The sequence below is a fragment of the Allofournierella sp. genome, from assembly GCF_048388525.1.
Taxonomy (GTDB): Bacteria; Bacillota; Clostridia; order Oscillospirales; family Ruminococcaceae; genus BQOK01.
In genome coordinates this window covers 1-14,990 of the sequence record NZ_DBGCTQ010000112.1, presented here as the reverse complement: position 1 = coordinate 14,990, position 14,990 = coordinate 1, and the positions used below count along the sequence as shown (strand labels likewise).

Annotated in this window: 12 protein-coding genes, 1 tRNA gene and 1 pseudogene; 8 read left to right on the top strand and 6 right to left on the bottom strand. The window is 63.2% G+C overall.

All coding sequences use genetic code 11. The features are described 5' to 3' along the window. Nucleotides 1-103 precede the first annotated feature (103 nt). From ACMLHZ_RS13845 to ACMLHZ_RS13830, 4 genes are read left to right on the top strand one after another with little or no spacing between them, the layout of a single operon-like run. Nucleotides 104-1,537, top strand: coding sequence for a sulfatase (locus ACMLHZ_RS13845; RefSeq protein WP_418668263.1), 1,434 nt, complete (start codon nucleotides 104-106; stop codon nucleotides 1,535-1,537). A gap of 22 nt (nucleotides 1,538-1,559) precedes the next feature. Beyond that, nucleotides 1,560-3,380 carry a sensor histidine kinase gene (locus ACMLHZ_RS13840; protein WP_418668262.1) on the top strand — a complete coding sequence of 607 codons (1,821 nt, stop codon included), beginning with the start codon at nucleotides 1,560-1,562 and terminating at the stop codon, nucleotides 3,378-3,380. Continuing rightward, the gene (locus tag ACMLHZ_RS13835; RefSeq protein ID WP_418668261.1) at nucleotides 3,361-4,857 is read left to right on the top strand and encodes a response regulator; all 1,497 of its coding nucleotides are present in this window, start codon (nucleotides 3,361-3,363) and stop codon (nucleotides 4,855-4,857) included. Before ACMLHZ_RS13840 ends, ACMLHZ_RS13835 begins: the two co-directional genes overlap by 20 nt. A gap of 27 nt (nucleotides 4,858-4,884) precedes the next feature. Next, entirely contained in the window at nucleotides 4,885-6,369 is a 1,485-nt protein-coding gene (locus tag ACMLHZ_RS13830; RefSeq protein WP_418668260.1) for a sulfatase, read from the top strand. A gap of 99 nt (nucleotides 6,370-6,468) precedes the next feature. Here ACMLHZ_RS13830 and ACMLHZ_RS13825 read toward each other — a convergent pair whose 3' ends face one another. From ACMLHZ_RS13825 to ACMLHZ_RS13810, 4 genes are all read right to left on the bottom strand, one after another. Further along, nucleotides 6,469-7,317: a pilus assembly FimT family protein gene (locus tag ACMLHZ_RS13825; protein WP_418668259.1), complete on the bottom strand. Its 849-nt coding sequence runs from the start codon at nucleotides 7,315-7,317 to the stop codon at nucleotides 6,469-6,471. Nucleotides 7,318-7,749: 432 nt separating this feature from the next. Next, nucleotides 7,750-7,826 (bottom strand) — tRNA-Ile (locus tag ACMLHZ_RS13820). A gap of 101 nt (nucleotides 7,827-7,927) precedes the next feature. Beyond that, nucleotides 7,928-8,347, bottom strand: coding sequence for a hypothetical protein (locus ACMLHZ_RS13815; protein ID WP_418668258.1), 420 nt, complete (start codon nucleotides 8,345-8,347; stop codon nucleotides 7,928-7,930). 15 nt (nucleotides 8,348-8,362) lie between these two features. Further along, the gene (locus tag ACMLHZ_RS13810; RefSeq protein ID WP_418668257.1) at nucleotides 8,363-9,769 is read right to left on the bottom strand and encodes an MATE family efflux transporter; all 1,407 of its coding nucleotides are present in this window, start codon (nucleotides 9,767-9,769) and stop codon (nucleotides 8,363-8,365) included. A gap of 289 nt (nucleotides 9,770-10,058) precedes the next feature. Between ACMLHZ_RS13810 and ACMLHZ_RS13805 the strand changes: the two genes are divergently transcribed. The 3 genes from ACMLHZ_RS13805 to ACMLHZ_RS13795 are packed head-to-tail and all read left to right on the top strand — an operon-like array spanning nucleotide 10,059 to nucleotide 13,068. After that, entirely contained in the window at nucleotides 10,059-11,231 is a 1,173-nt protein-coding gene (locus tag ACMLHZ_RS13805; RefSeq protein ID WP_418668256.1) for an MFS transporter, read from the top strand. Next, nucleotides 11,228-11,728 carry a hypothetical protein gene (locus ACMLHZ_RS13800; RefSeq protein ID WP_418668255.1) on the top strand — a complete coding sequence of 167 codons (501 nt, stop codon included), beginning with the start codon at nucleotides 11,228-11,230 and terminating at the stop codon, nucleotides 11,726-11,728. The genes ACMLHZ_RS13805 and ACMLHZ_RS13800 overlap by 4 nt, the downstream gene beginning before the upstream one ends. A 53-nt stretch (nucleotides 11,729-11,781) precedes the next feature. Further along, nucleotides 11,782-13,068: a glycoside hydrolase family 10 protein gene (locus tag ACMLHZ_RS13795; RefSeq protein ID WP_418668254.1), complete on the top strand. Its 1,287-nt coding sequence runs from the start codon at nucleotides 11,782-11,784 to the stop codon at nucleotides 13,066-13,068. A 93-nt stretch (nucleotides 13,069-13,161) separates the two neighbouring features. On the opposite strand, the gene ACMLHZ_RS13790 is transcribed toward ACMLHZ_RS13795, so the two are convergent. Continuing rightward, nucleotides 13,162-13,815: an MBL fold metallo-hydrolase gene (locus ACMLHZ_RS13790; protein WP_418668253.1), complete on the bottom strand. Its 654-nt coding sequence runs from the start codon at nucleotides 13,813-13,815 to the stop codon at nucleotides 13,162-13,164. Between the two features lie 145 nt (nucleotides 13,816-13,960). On the opposite strand from ACMLHZ_RS13790, the gene ACMLHZ_RS13785 reads away from it, so the two are divergent. Then, a complete protein-coding gene (locus tag ACMLHZ_RS13785) occupies nucleotides 13,961-14,515 on the top strand; it encodes a hypothetical protein (protein ID WP_418668252.1) in 555 nt (184 codons plus the stop codon). A 183-nt stretch (nucleotides 14,516-14,698) separates the two neighbouring features. On the opposite strand, the pseudogene ACMLHZ_RS13780 reads toward ACMLHZ_RS13785, so the two are convergent. Then, nucleotides 14,699-14,990: pseudogene (locus ACMLHZ_RS13780) on the bottom strand (N-acetylmuramoyl-L-alanine amidase); the annotation flags it as partial.

The window sequence follows — 14,990 nt, the reverse complement described above, 5'->3', positions numbered from 1 at the left end:
AGCGGCCCGCCGCCTGAACACAAACGCCCAGAGGCCCGCTTTACTTATGGCAGCTGTTTTGCTATGCTGTAAGTATTGCGGGCTTTTTGCAAGGAGGAGCTCTATGAAACAACCCAACATCCTGTTTATCATTTCCGACGACCAGGGTTACTGGTCGCTGGGCTGCACCGGGAATCAAGAAATCATCACGCCCAATATCGACCGGCTGGCGGCTGAGGGCATGCGGTTCGACCAGTTCTTTTGCGCCTCGCCGGTGTGCAGCCCGGCCCGCGCCTCGCTGCTGACGGGGTGCATTCCCTCCCAGCACGGCGTGCACGACTGGCTGCGGGACGACGACGAGCGCCAGGCTGCCATTGAATATCTGGCAGGCCAGTATTCCTACACAAAAGCGCTGGCGGCAGCAGGCTACGACTGCGCGCTTTCCGGCAAATGGCACATGGGGGCCTCGGCCAAGGCACAGCAGGGCTTCAGCCACTGGTTCAGCCACAAATCCGGCGGCGGCCCCTACTACGGCGCGCCTATTTATAAAGACGGCGCGCTGTACCGCGAGGAACGGTATGTGACCGACGCCATCACCGACGACGCGCTGGAATTTTTGGAGAGCCGCAGGGGCGGCGACCGCCCGTTTTACCTGCATGTGGGCTATACCGCGCCCCACGCGCCCTGGCTGAACAACCACCCCAAGGAGTACACGGATCTTTACAAGGACTGCCCGTTTGAATCGGTTCCGCACCTGCCGCGCCACCCGAACAGCATCTACCTGACCGACGAGGTGGCAAAGGACGAGCGGGCCAACCTGATCGGGTATTACGCGGCTGTGACCGCCATGGACGCGGGCATTGGCCGCCTGCTGGAAAAGCTGGAGGAACTGGGCCTTGCAGAGGACACGCTGGTGGTGTTTACCAGCGACAACGGCTTTTCCTGCGGGCACCACGGCTTTTGGGGCAAGGGCAACGCCACCTTCCCGCTGAACATGTATGAGGAATCGGTCAAGGTGCCGCTGATCGCGCGGCACCCGGGCCGCATCCCGGCCGGGCAGGTGTGCAGCGCCCTGGTCAGCGCCTACGACTTTATGCCCACCCTGCTGGACTATGTGGGCGTGCCCGCGGCCGACCCCGAGCGCCGGCCCGGCGTTTCTTTTGCGCCCGCGCTGCGGGGGCAGGAGTTCCGGCAGCACGAGGAGGTGGTGGTGCTGGACGAATACGGCCCCAACCGCATGATCCGCAGCCGCGATTTCAAGTATGTGGCCCGTTACCCCTACGGCCCGAACGAGCTGTACGACCTGAAAAATGACCCGGGCGAAACCACGAACCTTTTGGCGGCGGGCGGGTACGGGGAGCTGGAGCAGCAGCTGCGCCAGCGCCTGGAAGCCTGGTTTGCGCGGTATGTGGACCCCGCCATCGACGGCGCCCGGGAGGCGGTGTTCGGCTCGGGCCAGATCGGCCTGGCCGGCCTGTGGGGTGCGGGGCAGCCCGCCCACAGCTGCGACGATTACATCAAACAAAGCCCGAACTATGCGCCGTATGCCGTGAAGTAGAGACAAGGGGTGAGCAGCAAGCATGAGAGCCTTGGCCGCAAAGCTGGCCGCACAGATGAAAAAACTGCGCATCCAGCTGTTTTGGGCGTACCTGCTTCTGTTCACCTTGTTTTTGGCGGTGGCCCTGGCCGCGTTCGCACTGGTGCGGCAGCTGGTCACCGGGCAGATCGGCGCCGGCCGGCTGGATGTGCTGCGCCAGATCGCAGAGCGGGCCAGCACCATTAAAACCAGCGGGATCACCCTGTCGAACCTGTATTTTTACGAGCTGGAGGAACAGGGCGCGCTGGAGGTGGAGCCCGGCGCCGGCGAGGATGCGCTCACCGCGTATCTTGACCGGCAAAAAGCAAAATACGACGAGGTGTTCAGCCAGATCGGCATTGACAACGAGGTGCTGTTTACCCAGCCACAGGGCTTTTGCTACGATTCGGGCCAGGCGGTCTCTTTTGAGGCGCTGGGCCAGCAGCTGTGGTACCGCAGGCTGCTGCAAAGCCTGATTGCCAACCCGGAAGAGGAGGTGCAGTTTTCCCGCACCTTCCGCAACGACTTTGCCCCGGCGCCGGGCGGCGCCCGCTACCAGTTCGCCGCCGGCCGCCGGATGGAAAAAGCCGACGGCAGCGCCGGCGTGCTGCTGGTGCTGCTGGACGAGCAGCTGCTGGAAGAGCTGTATGCGCCGGCCCTGGGCGAGGGGGGCGAGATCTACATCTACGACCAGGACGGGTTCATTGTTTCCCACTCCAACAAAAAAATGCTGGGCAAGCAGTTTGTGAATGTGGATAACATGCGCAGCATGTATGGCGAAAACCGCTATTCCGTAATTCAAAAGCTGGGGCAGAGCTACCTGCTCTCGACCTACCTGGACGAGGAGACCGGCTGGACCATTGTGGAGGAGATCCCCACCGACGCGATTTTCGGGGTGCTGAACCAGGCCTCTATGATCCTGGGGGGCGCGGCGCTGGCAGGGCTGGCGGCGGCGCTGGCGGTAGCGCTGTATATGTCCGCCCGCATTTCCCGCCCGCTCACCGAGCTGAGCGACGCCATGGACGCCTTTGGCAGCCGCAACTTTGCCGAACTGTCGGCCAACACCGGAACTTGGGAGATTGACCACCTGCGCGAGAGCTTTAACCACATGGCGGTGGAGATCTTTCACCTGATGGACGCGGTGCAGGAGCGGGAACGGCAAAAGCGCGTGCTGGAGATGAACTTTCTGCGGGCCCAGATCAACCCGCACTTCTTGTACAACATGCTGTTTTCGATCCGGTGCACGGTGGAGATCGGCAAAAACCGGCAGGCGGCCCAGATGATCACCGCATTCACCGACCTGCTCAAAAGCACCCTGATGGTGAAAAAGGCGGCCGTTCCGCTGGAGGACGAATTTGAGAGCGCCCGCAAGTACCTGGTGGTGCAGAAGCTGCGCTATGGCGACAAGGTGCACTTTGAGCTGGACCTTGGCCCGGGCACCGGGCGCTGCCAGGTGCCGCCGCTCATTCTGCAGCCCTTGGTGGAAAACGCGATCTTCCACGGCCTGGAGGCAAAACCCAGCGCGGACATGGTAGTGGTGGCCTCGGCGCTGGAGGGGCGGGAGCTGGTGCTCACCGTGACCGACGACGGCGCGGGAATGGACGCGGAAACCCTGGCGCGGGTGCGGGCAAAGTGCCGCAGCACGGACCTGGGCGACGGCAGCTCCATCGGCCTGGCGAATGTGCACAACCGCATCCGCCTGAACTACGGGGCGGGCTATGGGGTGCAGCTCGACAGCGAGCCGGACATCGGTACCACGGTGACCATCCGCATGCCGGCCGTGTGGGAAAAGGGGGAGGAAAGCGATGAAAGTGCTGATTGTTGACGACGAGGACATCATCTGCGAATGGCTGCAGTTTTGTATCTCGCAGAACCCCGTCTGCCAGCTGGCGGGGGTGGCGCACAACGGGCGCGAGGCGCTGGAAGTATTCCGTGCCAGCCAGCCGGACCTTGTACTGACCGACATCAAGATGCCGGTGATGGACGGCCTGGAGCTGCTGCACGCCATTCGCGCCACCGGCAGCTCCGCAAAGGTGGTGGTGCTTACCGCCTTTGCGGAGTTTGACATGGCCCGCCAGGCGCTGCGGGAAGGAGCGGACGAATACCTGCTCAAGACCGAGATGCAGAACGACGCATTGCAGCAGCTTTTAGGCCGTATGAGCCGGCAGCACAACCTGCAGGGCGGTGCCGGGCTGGTGGGTTCCGCCCAGGCGCATGCCATCATCCGCAAGGTTCTGCGCCGGCAGGGGGAGCTGAGTGAAGAGGACCTGGCGGAGCTGCGCCGGTGCGGGGTGCGCTGGCGCGACAACGGCCTGTTTGCCCTGGCGGTGTGGAAGCAGGACCTGATGGGGGCGGGGCTCACTTTTCCCCAGGAGGGGCCGGCCCACCACGTGGCGGGGTTCGATTACACCGACCGCATCTATGTGGTGGTGGGCAACCTGCCCCGGGCGCTCAGCGAAAATGAAAAGGCCCGGCAGCTGACACAGTATGCGCAGCAAACGCAGCGGATGAACGACTGCATGGTGGGCATCAGCGCCACAACCGATCAGATGCGGCAGATCCCCAGCCTGGCCCGGCAGGCGGCATTTTCGCTGGCACAGGGGTTTTATACCGGGAAAAAGCGGCTGTACGAGCCGCAAAAGCCCCTGCCGGCGTTGCAGGAGCAGGTTCGGGGATGGAAAGCGCAGGTTTCGGCGCTTCGGCTGGGGCTGTATCGGCAGCGCCCGGCCCAGCGCTGCGAGAGCCTGCAGGCTTTTTTGGATGAAACAGCCCGGGACCGCATGCCTGCAGTGGAGCTGGTCACCAAGTTCTGCACGGACCTGTTCGAGCAATTTTATCTGGAGGCAAAAGAGGCCGGCATTGCCCTGCCCCCGCAGGAAGAGGTGCGGGAGCGGCTGGCCCAAAGCATCTCTATGCCCGAGACCACGGCCCTGGTAATGGATTTTGCCCGCCAGTGCGCGCTGGCCGTGCAGCCGGAAAAGCCCCGCTCCAAGGCGGTGAATCTGGCGGTGGAATACATCCGCCGCCATTTTGCCGAGAGCATCAGCCTGGAACAGGTGGCCGCCGAGGTCTACCTGAACCCGGAATATTTTTCCCGGGTGTTCAAAGAGGAGATGGGGGTCACTTTCGTGAATTTTTTGACCGAGCTGCGCCTGAAGCACTCGGTGCGGCTGCTGGAGAGCACGGCCCTGCGCGTGCAGGATGTGGCCCAGCAGGTGGGCTACCCCAATGTGAGCTATTTTTCCACCACCTTTAAAAAAAGATATGGCATGAGCCCCTACGAATACCGCCGCCGGAACTAGCGGCCATGCCGGAAAGGAACCTGCGCAATGAAAGCGATCATGGTCATGTTCGACTCGCTTAACCGGCATATGCTCGAACCCTACGGCTGCCGGTGGACCCACACCCCGAATTTTGAGCGGCTGGCCCAGCACGCCGTCACCTTTGACAATTGCTGGGTGGGCAGCATGCCCTGCATGCCGGCCCGGCGGGAGCTGCACACCGGGCGCTACAACTTTTTGCACCGCAGCTGGGGCCCCCTGGAACCGTTTGACGATTCCATGCCCCAAGCCCTGCGGGAAGCCGGGGTGCACACCCACCTGGTGAGCGACCACTACCACTATTGGGAGGACGGCGGCGCCACCTACCACCAGCGCTACACCACCTGGGACTGTGTGCGCGGCCAGGAGGGCGACGGCTGGAAAGCCCTGGTGGGGCGTGACGCCGTGCCAGGGGGCTGCCTGAACGTGTGCGGTGAACCGCAGGACAACTGGGTGGGGCAGGACTTTGTGAACCGGGCGTTCATGCCCACCCCGCGGGACCAGCCCCAGTTCCAGACCTTTGACAGGGGCCTGGAATTTTTGCGGGATAACCATGCCCAGGACAACTGGTTTTTACAACTGGAAACCTTTGACCCCCACGAGCCATTTTTTGCACAGCCGCCCTATGCGGAGGAATACCCGGACGGTTACACCGGCCCCCTGTGCGACTGGCCGGACTACCGCCCGGTAAGCGAAAGCGACAGCCCGGAGCTGATCCGGCATCTGCGCAGCGAGTACGCCCGGGTGCTTTCCATGTGCGACGAAAACCTGGGCCGGGTGCTGGACGCGATGGACGAGTATGATTTGTGGAAAGACACGATGCTCATTGTGAATACGGACCACGGCTTTTTGCTGGCAGAACACGGCCAATGGGCCAAGTGCCACTGCCCCTTCTACGCGGAAGTGGCCCATACCCCCCTGTTTGTGTGGGACCCGCGGGGACAAAAGCGGGGAACGCGCTCACAGCAGCTGGTGCAAACCATCGACCTGCCGGCCACCCTGCTGGAATTTTTCGGCCAGCCCCTGTTTGCCGATATGCAGGGCCGCCCCTTGCGCGGAGTGATGGAGCGGGACGAACCGATCCATGAGGGCGCGCTGTTCGGGCTGTTCGGCGGGCAGGTGTGCTGCACCGACGGGGAGTGGGTGTACATGCGCAGCCCGGGGCGGGAAAACGCCCCCCGGTACGAGTACACCCTGATGCCCACCCGGCACGGAGGCCGCCGCGCCTTTATGAGCAACGAGGTGCTGCGCACCGCCCGTTTGGCAGAGCCGCTGCCCTTCAGCAAGGGCGTGCCGGTGCTTCGGCTGGAAAGCCGCGAAGCTGTTTCACAGGCGGGGTACCCCACCATGCTGTTCTGCATGCGGGCCGACCCGGGGCAGGAGCAGCCGGTGCAGGACGAGGCCCAGGAGCGGCGCATGACTGCCCTGCTGAAAGAATTGATGCGGCGCAGCGACGCCCCGGCCGAACAGTACAAAAGGCTGGGGCTGGGCTGACCGGAAAAAGAAAAAATGCCCCCGGCGCACGGAATTCCGTGCGCCGGGGGCATTTGCTGCGTTTCAGGGAGGCGGCGGGAAGTACAAAAGCGGCAGGGGTCAGCCTGTGACCAATACAAAGCCCTCGGCAATAATGCGCGCCTCCACCTCGGCGGCGGTCTTATAATTGCTGAAGCCGGCGATGCCCAGGCTTTTGCCGTCCTCGCGGCGATACACCTTGCCGTTTACATAAAAAATATACGCGGACCAGCCGTTCCATGCGTTGCTGGCTGTGGGGGCCGCAAACAGAAAGAACTCTTTGGGATTTTGGTTTTTGCCGTCCAGGGTGTTGAGGTGATAAGGCCGCCAATAAAAAGGATAGGCTGCATTTCCCGCAGGCGACCATCCGTTCAGGAGGGCGGCGTCCACCTGCAGGAGGTTCTCGGGCTGCATCGCCCATTTTGCCAGCTCCTGCCGGTCAAATGTTTTGTCTTTGTCGAAGGTGTTCATCCAGGCCTGCGTATTGGAGATCATGGCCTCCAGAGCTGTTTGCGGGGGAAGCGTGCCTCCGCCGCTCTCCCCCTCGCGCAGGACCACAAATTTGGGCTCTTTTGCCGGATCGTACCGCACCACCAAGCCGTTTTTGGTCTGGTACAGCAGATAGGAAACGCTGCCTGAAACCGTGTCGGCGCTGACGCCCAGCAGTTTCCCGGGCAGACCGCAGGCGTCCATGATGGAATCCGTTTTGGAGGGCAAATCTTCCAGTTTCCCGAAGGCCAGCAGCTCCGCGGCCTTGGCCTGCGCGGTGCGCACCACTGTGCTGCACTCGCTGATGGCGGTGGTTTCCCGCGCACTTTTTATGTATCCGCTGAGCGCCGGCAGCCCGGCGGCCGCCAAAATGGCAAGGATCACAAGAACGACGATCAGCTCGATGAGGGTGAACCCGGGCCGGCGCTGGAACCGTTTCATGCCGCGGCCCCCTTTCCTGTGCGGCCCGCAAAAAAGAGCCGCGTTTCCAAAAGATATTCCTATTATACAAAATAACGCAAAAAACGGCAAGGAAATACAAGATCATTTTTCGCAATTGTATCGGCCTGCCGCGTCGTGCCGCCTGCCGTGACTGTTCAGGCATGGAAAAGCGGGGGGCCGGCCGGAAAGGCTCGAACCGGGCGGCCCCCCGCCTTGGGGGAGAAAGCAAAGGATCATCCGTGCAAAAAAGCTCACGGGGCCGCGGCGGGGACTTGCCAGATCGTGGGCTACGAGTGGGAAAACCCGCTGGAGCTGTGAACCTTGCGCTTTCAGGTTTAAAACGGACGGCAAGCCCGCCGGGAACACCCAAAAGCCGCCGCCCCTTTGAATAAGGGCGGCGGCTTTTGGAAGGGGCGCAAACCCACTTGGACATGGTGGGCCATCAGGGATTCGAACCCGGGACAACCCGGTTATGAGCCGGGGGCTCTGACCAACTGAGCTAATGGCCCGCAATGGTTTTGCCTATCCATTATAACAACTTTGGGGCGGTGAGGCAAGGGAAAATTGCGCGCCGCCGGCCCGCCCTTGCCGCCGCCCCGGCGGGGCGGTTTCACCGCACCCGGCGTGCGCCGAGCTTTTGGGCCATAAATTCATCCATCAGCTCCTGGGGAAACACCGGCTCCCGGTAGCCGAAGGCCTCGCGCAGAAAATGCAGGGTGATCACGGTCTGGCGGCCAGAATCCATGCGCAGGGTGAACACTGTATCGATGGGCTGGTTGGTGGCGTTGTGGAGGGTCAGATGCAAAAGAAAGGTGCCGTCCGCCTGGCGGGGGCAGGTATAAGTGAACACGTCCTGCGGGGCAGGCTGCGCCAGCGCGTCCAGGCAGCCGTCGAAGGGCAGGTCGGTGCGGTATTCCAGATACCCGGCGGGGCCGGGCAGGTGTTTGCGGCGCCGCTCGGCGCGGCGGGCAAGCTGCCAGATCAGGGCCGCCGCGGCCAGGATAAGCACCAGCGAAAACACAGCGGGCATGGGGTAAACCTCCTTTTATGCGTCGGTTTCGGCACAGGGCGCGGGCAGCGGCAGCAGCCGCTTGTACCGGCTGAAGAACAGGGTCAGGGTAGTGGCGCTGGCCAAAAAGTCCGAGATGGGCTCGGCCACGTAAATGGCCATGGGCTCGCCCCCAAAAAGGAGGGGCAGCAGGATGGCAAGCGGCACCAGCAGGATCACCTTGCGCAGCAGCGCCAGGAACAGGCTGACCCGGGCCTGCCCCAGGCCCATGAATGCGGCCTGGCAGGCCATTTGGGCCCCAAAGGCCCAAACGCCGCCGAAAAAGACCGCTGCCGCCCTGGCGGTGAGAGCGATGAGCGCCTGGTCCGGGGTAAACATGCGTGCAAGGGGCCGTGCGAAGACCGAAACCAGCAGGAATGCCGCAATCGTGTAGCCCAGGCTGATGGCCAGCACACGCTTGAAGGTCTGGCGCACCCGATGATAATTTTTCGCGCCGTAGTTATAGCTGATGATGGGCTGGGTGCCCTGGGTCACGCCCTGCAGCGGCAGCACCAGCATCTGCATGATGCACTGCAAAATGGTGATGGTGCCCACGTACAGATCGCCGCCGTACTTTTGCATGCCGCTGTTCAGGGTGATGGTGACCAGGCTCTCGGTGCTCTGCATAATGAAGGGCGCCACGCCCAGCGCGGCAATGCTGCCCAGCACCCGCGGCTCGATGCGCAGGGTGGCCCGCCGCAGCCGGATAACGCTGCTTTGTGAGAACAAAAAAGCCACGACCCACACGGCGCTCACGGTCTGGCTGATGATGGTGGCAATGGCCGCGCCCTTGACCCCCATGCCGAACACAAAGATGAACAGCGGGTCCAGCAAAAGGTTCAGCACTGCGCCGATGGCAACGCTCAGCATGGCGGTGGTGCTGCGGCCCTGGGCGCTGATAAAGGTGTTCAGCCCCAGCGCCAGCTGCACGCTCACGGTGCCCCACAGGTAGATGGTAATGTAGTCGGTGGCATAGCCGATCAGATTGTCGGAGGCGCCGAAGGCATAGAGCAGCGGCCGCTTGAACACCTGAAAGCCCACCGTGAGCACCAGACTGATGATCAAAAGAAAGCAAAAGCTGTTGCCCAGAATGCGCTCGGCACCTTTTTTATCGCCGGCGCCCAGCCGGATGCTGGCCAGGGGCGCGCCGCCCATGCCGGCGAACGCCGCAAAGGCCGAGATGACCATTAAAATGGGAAAGGCGACCCCCACGCCGGTCAGGGCGGTGGCGCCGATGCCCGGGATGTTGCCGATGTAGATGCGGTCCACGATGTTGTACAGCACGTTGATGAACTGGGCGGCCACCGCGGGCAGGGCAAGCTTTAAGATAAGCCGCCCGATGGGTGCGGTGCCCAGCAGCTGATCGCTGCCCTGTGCCCCGGCGGGCGAAGAATTTTTGTTCAAAGCAGAAAGGCTCCTTTCAAAACAGGCCGCAAAAAACGGCGTGCCCGCCCGGTTGCAGGGGGCCGCCCGCTTGTGCTATAATGACAAAGGCAGGCGTTTCCTGCCTTGAAACTATTTTATGGGATAAGGATATTATACCATGCCTCAACCGTCCTGAAAAGTGCATCCCGGACCGACCGGGCCAGCCCCTTGGGGCAGGCCCGGAATTGTGTGTTGCATTTTGGGCGGCGCGTGATGGCGGGGCTTTTGTTCCCACCTGCGCCGCCGTGAGAGGACGGAGTTTTTAATTATGAAAAGCAATCGCGGAGCGGTGCGGCTTTTTTACGTGTCCGCCTTTTTGGAATCGCTGTGCTTTTACGCGCCGGTGGCGAGCCTTTACCGGCTGGAATACGGGGTGAGCGTGTTTCAGATCACCCTGATCGAGAGCGTGTGTTTTATCCTGAGCCTGCTGCTGGAAATGCCCTGGGGGTTTGTGACCGCCCGGGTGGGGTACAAAAAGACCCTGCTGGCGGCCGGCGCGCTGGAGGTGCTGGCCGCCGTTTTGTTCTGGCGGGCCCGGGGCTTTGGCATGTTTTTGGCCCAGCGGTGTGTGCTGGCCGCGGCCATCAGCGGCTTTTCCGGCTGCGACGTGGCATACCTGTGCCGGCTGGCCGGAACGGAACAGGAGCACCGGGTGGTGGGCGGTTACAATGCCGTGGGCTATGGGGGCCTGGCGGCGGTGGGGCTTTTGTTCCCGCTGGCGCGCGGGCTTGGATACCGGGGGCTGGCGTTCCTGGCCCTGGTGTGTACCCTCGGCAGCGTGCTGCTGCGGCTGGCGCTGCCGGAGATCGGGGCCGAGCCGCAGGACACGCTGGGCCTGAAAGAGCAGGCGGCCGCCCTGAAAAAGGTGCTTTTGGGCAACCGGCCCTTTTTGGCGTTTGTGCTGTGCGGCGCGGTGCTGACCGAGGTCGAACACACCTTTACGGTGTTTTTCGCAAGCCCTGCCTGGGCGGCGGCGGGTATTTCCGAACAATGGTACGGTCTTTTGAACCTGGCGCTGAACCTCACCGGCCTTGCCGCGGGCCTTTGTTCGGCAAGGCTTGCCCGGCGGGCGGGCCCGGGGCGCGCGGTGGCGCTGTGCTGGGCGCTGGCCCTGGGCTGCTGCTGTGCCTTGGCGCTGGGCGCGGGCGCGGCCGCGCTGCTGCTGGCCCTGCCGCTGCTGCGCCTTGCGGCCGAGAGCTACCGCCCCTTTGAGCAGGTGTTCAAAAATGCCCGCACGGGCTGCGCGGGCCGGGCCGTTGCCCTTTCGGCCTACAACATGGCCGCCAGCGTGACCGGCGCGGCGGTGGGGCCGCTGCTGGGGGCAGGCACCGGCGAGGGGCTGCAAAAGGGGTTTGCCATGGGCGTGTGCCTGCTGGCACCCGCGGCGCTGGCCGCAGGGATCTGTTATAAACGCATGCAGAAAGGAAACAGAACACAATGAGATTGAGCCTTTCAAAAAAGACCTATTATGCCCTGGGCATGCTGGCCGCCGGGTGCTACATGGCCCAGGCCATCGCCGGCATCGCGGGAGCAGGCTTTGCCCTGCTGGACAACATCGCCTTTATCCTGACCGGGCTGATGCTGCTGTTCCTTGCCAGCGTGAAGGGAACCACGGGGCCGGATAAGGGCGCGCTGTTCGGCTGCTTTTTTTTGCTGATCGGCGCGATGGCCTTTCAGGCACCGCTGCTGCAATACATCCTGCTGGCGCTGGTGTGGCCCTGCTTTGCGGGCTATGAAAAGAGCCGCGACAAGCGCCTGACACCCCAGTTCCGCGCCATTTGTGTTTTAGAGGCGCTTTGGCTGGCCGCGCTGATTTTGGTAAATTTGGGGGGCGTTGCCGCCATGGGCCTGCCCGCGAACCTGCTGGGCTTTGCCTGCGCCATTGTGCGGGGCTGGCTGATGCTGAGCCTCTACCGCCGCGAGCGGGACGAGAGGTAAACGGGGCTGAACATGCATATCGTTTCCAGGAAGCGAAACGGAGGGAGAGAACGATGTTCAAAAAAATAATGGCGCTGTGTTTGGCGGCGTGTTTGTGCCTGGGGCTTGCAGGCTGCGGCAAAGCGCCCGCACCGCAGCAGCCCGCCTCCGGCGGGGCATCCCAAAGCCAGGGGGCGGCCTCCGGCAGCGCGCCGGCTTCGCAGCCGGGCGGCAGCCAGGGCGAAACGCCGGCCGCGCCCGCGGCCGGGGAATACCGTGCCATGTGGGTGAGCTACCTTGAATGGGAGAGCTTTGATTTTTCCGGCGAGGAGGCATTCCGCGCCGGGGCGGACGAGATGATGCAGAACTGTGTGGAACTGGGGCTGAACACCGTGATCGCCCAGGTGCGCCCCTTTGCGGACGCGCTGTACCAAAGCGAGGTATTTCCCTGGAGCCATTTGTGCGCCGGGGCGCAGGGGCAGGACCCGGGGTTTGACCCGCTTGCGATTCTGGTGGAGAGCGCTCACGCCCATGGGCTCCAGCTGGAGGCCTGGCTGAACCCTTACCGCATCCGGCTGAACGCCACCCGCCCGGGCGAGCTGGCCGCAGATAACCCTGCCAACACCCACCCGGAGTGGGTGAAGGAGGCGGGTGAGGGGCTTTACTTTGATCCCTCCAGCGCCGGGGCGCAGCAGCTCATTGTGGAGGGCGTGCGGGAGATCGTGAAAAACTACCAGGTGGACGGCATCCATTTCGACGACTATTTTTACCCCACCACCGACCCCGCCTTCGACGCGGCCGAGTATGCGGCGGCGGGCAGCGGCCTTTCGCTGGACGAGTGGCGGCGGCAGAACGTGGACGCCCTGGTGCAGGCCGTATACGCAGCCATTAAGGCGGAAAAGCCCACAGTGCGGTTTGGCGTAAGTCCGCAGGGGAATATGGATAATAATTATAACGGGCAGTATAGCGACGTGGCGCTTTGGATGAGCACCCCCGGATATCTGGATTACGTGCTGCCCCAGCTTTACTGGGGCTACGGCTACACCACGGCGGGGGGCAGCACCCGCTACGGCTTTGAGAACATCACCGCCGAGTGGGCCGGCCTGGAACGGGCGCCCAGCGTGGCGCTGTATTTTGGCCTGGGGGCCTACCGCATCGGCGACGGCGACGGCGGCAACTACGACCACGCGGTGGATCAGTGGCAAACCGGCCATAACCTGGCCGATATGGTGGCTACAGGCCGCGCGGCGGGAGCGGACGGATACGTGCTGTATCGCTACGACTTCCTGTACAAAAACAGCGCCTGGGCTGAGTTGGCGGCGGACGAGGTGCAGAACCTGAAACAGGTCAACGCGGCCTGAAGCCAAAGAGACGGACAAAGGCGGCCCGGTGGTTTTCCACCGGGCCGCCTTGTGTTTGTGAAAAACTGCGGGCTGCCGCAAAAGGCGGGGCGCTCAGCGGCCGATCAGCAGCTTTGCGGGCAAGCCCAGGCTGTTTAACGCCTGGGCCAGGCGCGGGCCGTTTTGATCGGTGCCCTCGATGTAGCCGGCGTAGTGATAGGGCACCACCACCCCGGGCTTGTGGTTCAGCCGGGCAAGCTGGGCGGGCACCTTGTGCAGGTAGTCGGTCATGTTGTAGATCCCGTCGCAGGGAACAAACAGCACGTCGCAGGGAACATCGGCCAGAAGGTCGGTGTCACCCGCCACATAATAGGTGAAGCCGCCCAGCCCAAGCAGTGCGCCGAAGCCGGTCCCGGCGGGGTGGTTTTTGTTCTCGGCGGGCAGGGGGGCCAGCATCACGCCGCACTCGAAGAACAATTCGGGCGAGGCGGGGCCCACCAGGTTCAGATAGGGCGCCGCCACCCCCATCTCCTTTTCCAGCCAGGCAAGTACGGGCGCGATGGACACAAAGCAGGTGTCGGGGCGGGCGGCCCGGCGCAGATCCTCCGGGGAAAAATGGTCCGGGTGCGCGTGGGTCACAATGATGAGGTCCGCGTCGTGCGGTTCCGTTTCAAGCTGAAACGGGTCCACATAGACCACCGGCCCGTCCTCCGCCTCAAAGCGCACGGTGCCGTGGCGCACCAGGGTCACGTTCTGTAAAGGGTTCATTCCAACAAAACTCCTTCTTTTGCTTGTAAGCGGGCGCAATTTAGCTTATAATAACACTGTATACTCTCCGGTGAGAGTTCATGCAAGACTATTGTAACACGGTGCGGCGATTTGTCAAAAGCGGCTGCACAGCGGAGGTTCGCATATGAAAAAAGCAAAACGGCTGCTGGCCCTGGCGCTGGCCATGGTGTTCGCGGCGGCGGCATTCACCGCCTGCGGGAACAAGGACGACGGCGACGAGGGAGAGGTGGAAAACAAAAACGTTGCGGCTCCGGGCGGCGATATCGCCTGGCCCGAGGGTATGGACACCGCGGCGCGCTTTGCCACCCAGGTGGGAGGCGACACTCTGTATGCGGTGTTCAACGGCGTGCAAAACCGCACCACCGCATACTTTACCCCGGCGGGCAGCAGCATCACCATTACCAGCAAAGCCACAACCGAGAGCGAAAAGCGCACCGAGTACCGGGTGACCCTGTGGAAAGAGAGCTATGGCGCCCGCGAGTATGTGACCGGCGGAACCATGTATTTCACCGCGGACGGCAGCTGCTATACCGGCACCTTTTCGGGGCTGGAGCCGGGCAACCGGTACAAGCTGGGCATTGCCTACGATGGCGGCAGCTATTACATCAGCGGCGGGCTGACCGTGGGTGGCCTGGCCCAGGCGGACGACCTGGACGACGATGACAGCGCGGCGGCGTAAAAAGGAGAAACAAAGCAAAAGCAGCGGGGGCATGGGGCCCCCGCTGCTTTTGCTTTGCCCGCGGCGGCCGCGGCAAAAAAGTGCGGACAAAATACCCACGGCCGCGGCAAAACGGGCCTGTGGCCGGAGACTGCGCTTTTTACAGGCCTGCGCGGCAGGGGAATGGCCGCACCGGGCGGCGGCTCACGCCGCGGCGCCGGGGGCGGAGGGCTGCGCGGGAAGGCCGAAAAATTGCCGGATCGCCCGGTAATAGCAGCCCGCGGCGGCGCGCTGGCCTTCGGGGCCGGCAAAGGCGTCGAAGTCACCCTGATTTGTGATGAAGCATTGCTCGGCCAGCACCGCGGGGCAGCCAGGCAGTTCCACCACGGCGAAGCTTTCCAGGTTTTGTTCGTTCAGGTCGCCCCGTTCCCGGATGAGCCGCTGCCCCTCGGGGGTGTAATAGGCATAGCGCACCCCTCCCTGGCCCCGAAGAACC

Coding starts and splice junctions, on each gene's coding strand:
- ACMLHZ_RS13845 (WP_418668263.1), top strand. CDS start 104: ATGAAACAACCCAACATCCTGTTTATCATTTCCGACGACCAGGGTTAC.
- ACMLHZ_RS13840 (WP_418668262.1), top strand. CDS start 1,560: ATGAGAGCCTTGGCCGCAAAGCTGGCCGCACAGATGAAAAAACTGCGC.
- ACMLHZ_RS13835 (WP_418668261.1), top strand. CDS start 3,361: ATGAAAGTGCTGATTGTTGACGACGAGGACATCATCTGCGAATGGCTG.
- ACMLHZ_RS13830 (WP_418668260.1), top strand. CDS start 4,885: ATGAAAGCGATCATGGTCATGTTCGACTCGCTTAACCGGCATATGCTC.
- ACMLHZ_RS13825 (WP_418668259.1), bottom strand. CDS start 7,317: ATGAAACGGTTCCAGCGCCGGCCCGGGTTCACCCTCATCGAGCTGATC.
- ACMLHZ_RS13815 (WP_418668258.1), bottom strand. CDS start 8,347: ATGCCCGCTGTGTTTTCGCTGGTGCTTATCCTGGCCGCGGCGGCCCTG.
- ACMLHZ_RS13805 (WP_418668256.1), top strand. CDS start 10,059: ATGAAAAGCAATCGCGGAGCGGTGCGGCTTTTTTACGTGTCCGCCTTT.
- ACMLHZ_RS13800 (WP_418668255.1), top strand. CDS start 11,228: ATGAGATTGAGCCTTTCAAAAAAGACCTATTATGCCCTGGGCATGCTG.
- ACMLHZ_RS13795 (WP_418668254.1), top strand. CDS start 11,782: ATGTTCAAAAAAATAATGGCGCTGTGTTTGGCGGCGTGTTTGTGCCTG.
- ACMLHZ_RS13790 (WP_418668253.1), bottom strand. CDS start 13,815: ATGAACCCTTTACAGAACGTGACCCTGGTGCGCCACGGCACCGTGCGC.
- ACMLHZ_RS13785 (WP_418668252.1), top strand. CDS start 13,961: ATGAAAAAAGCAAAACGGCTGCTGGCCCTGGCGCTGGCCATGGTGTTC.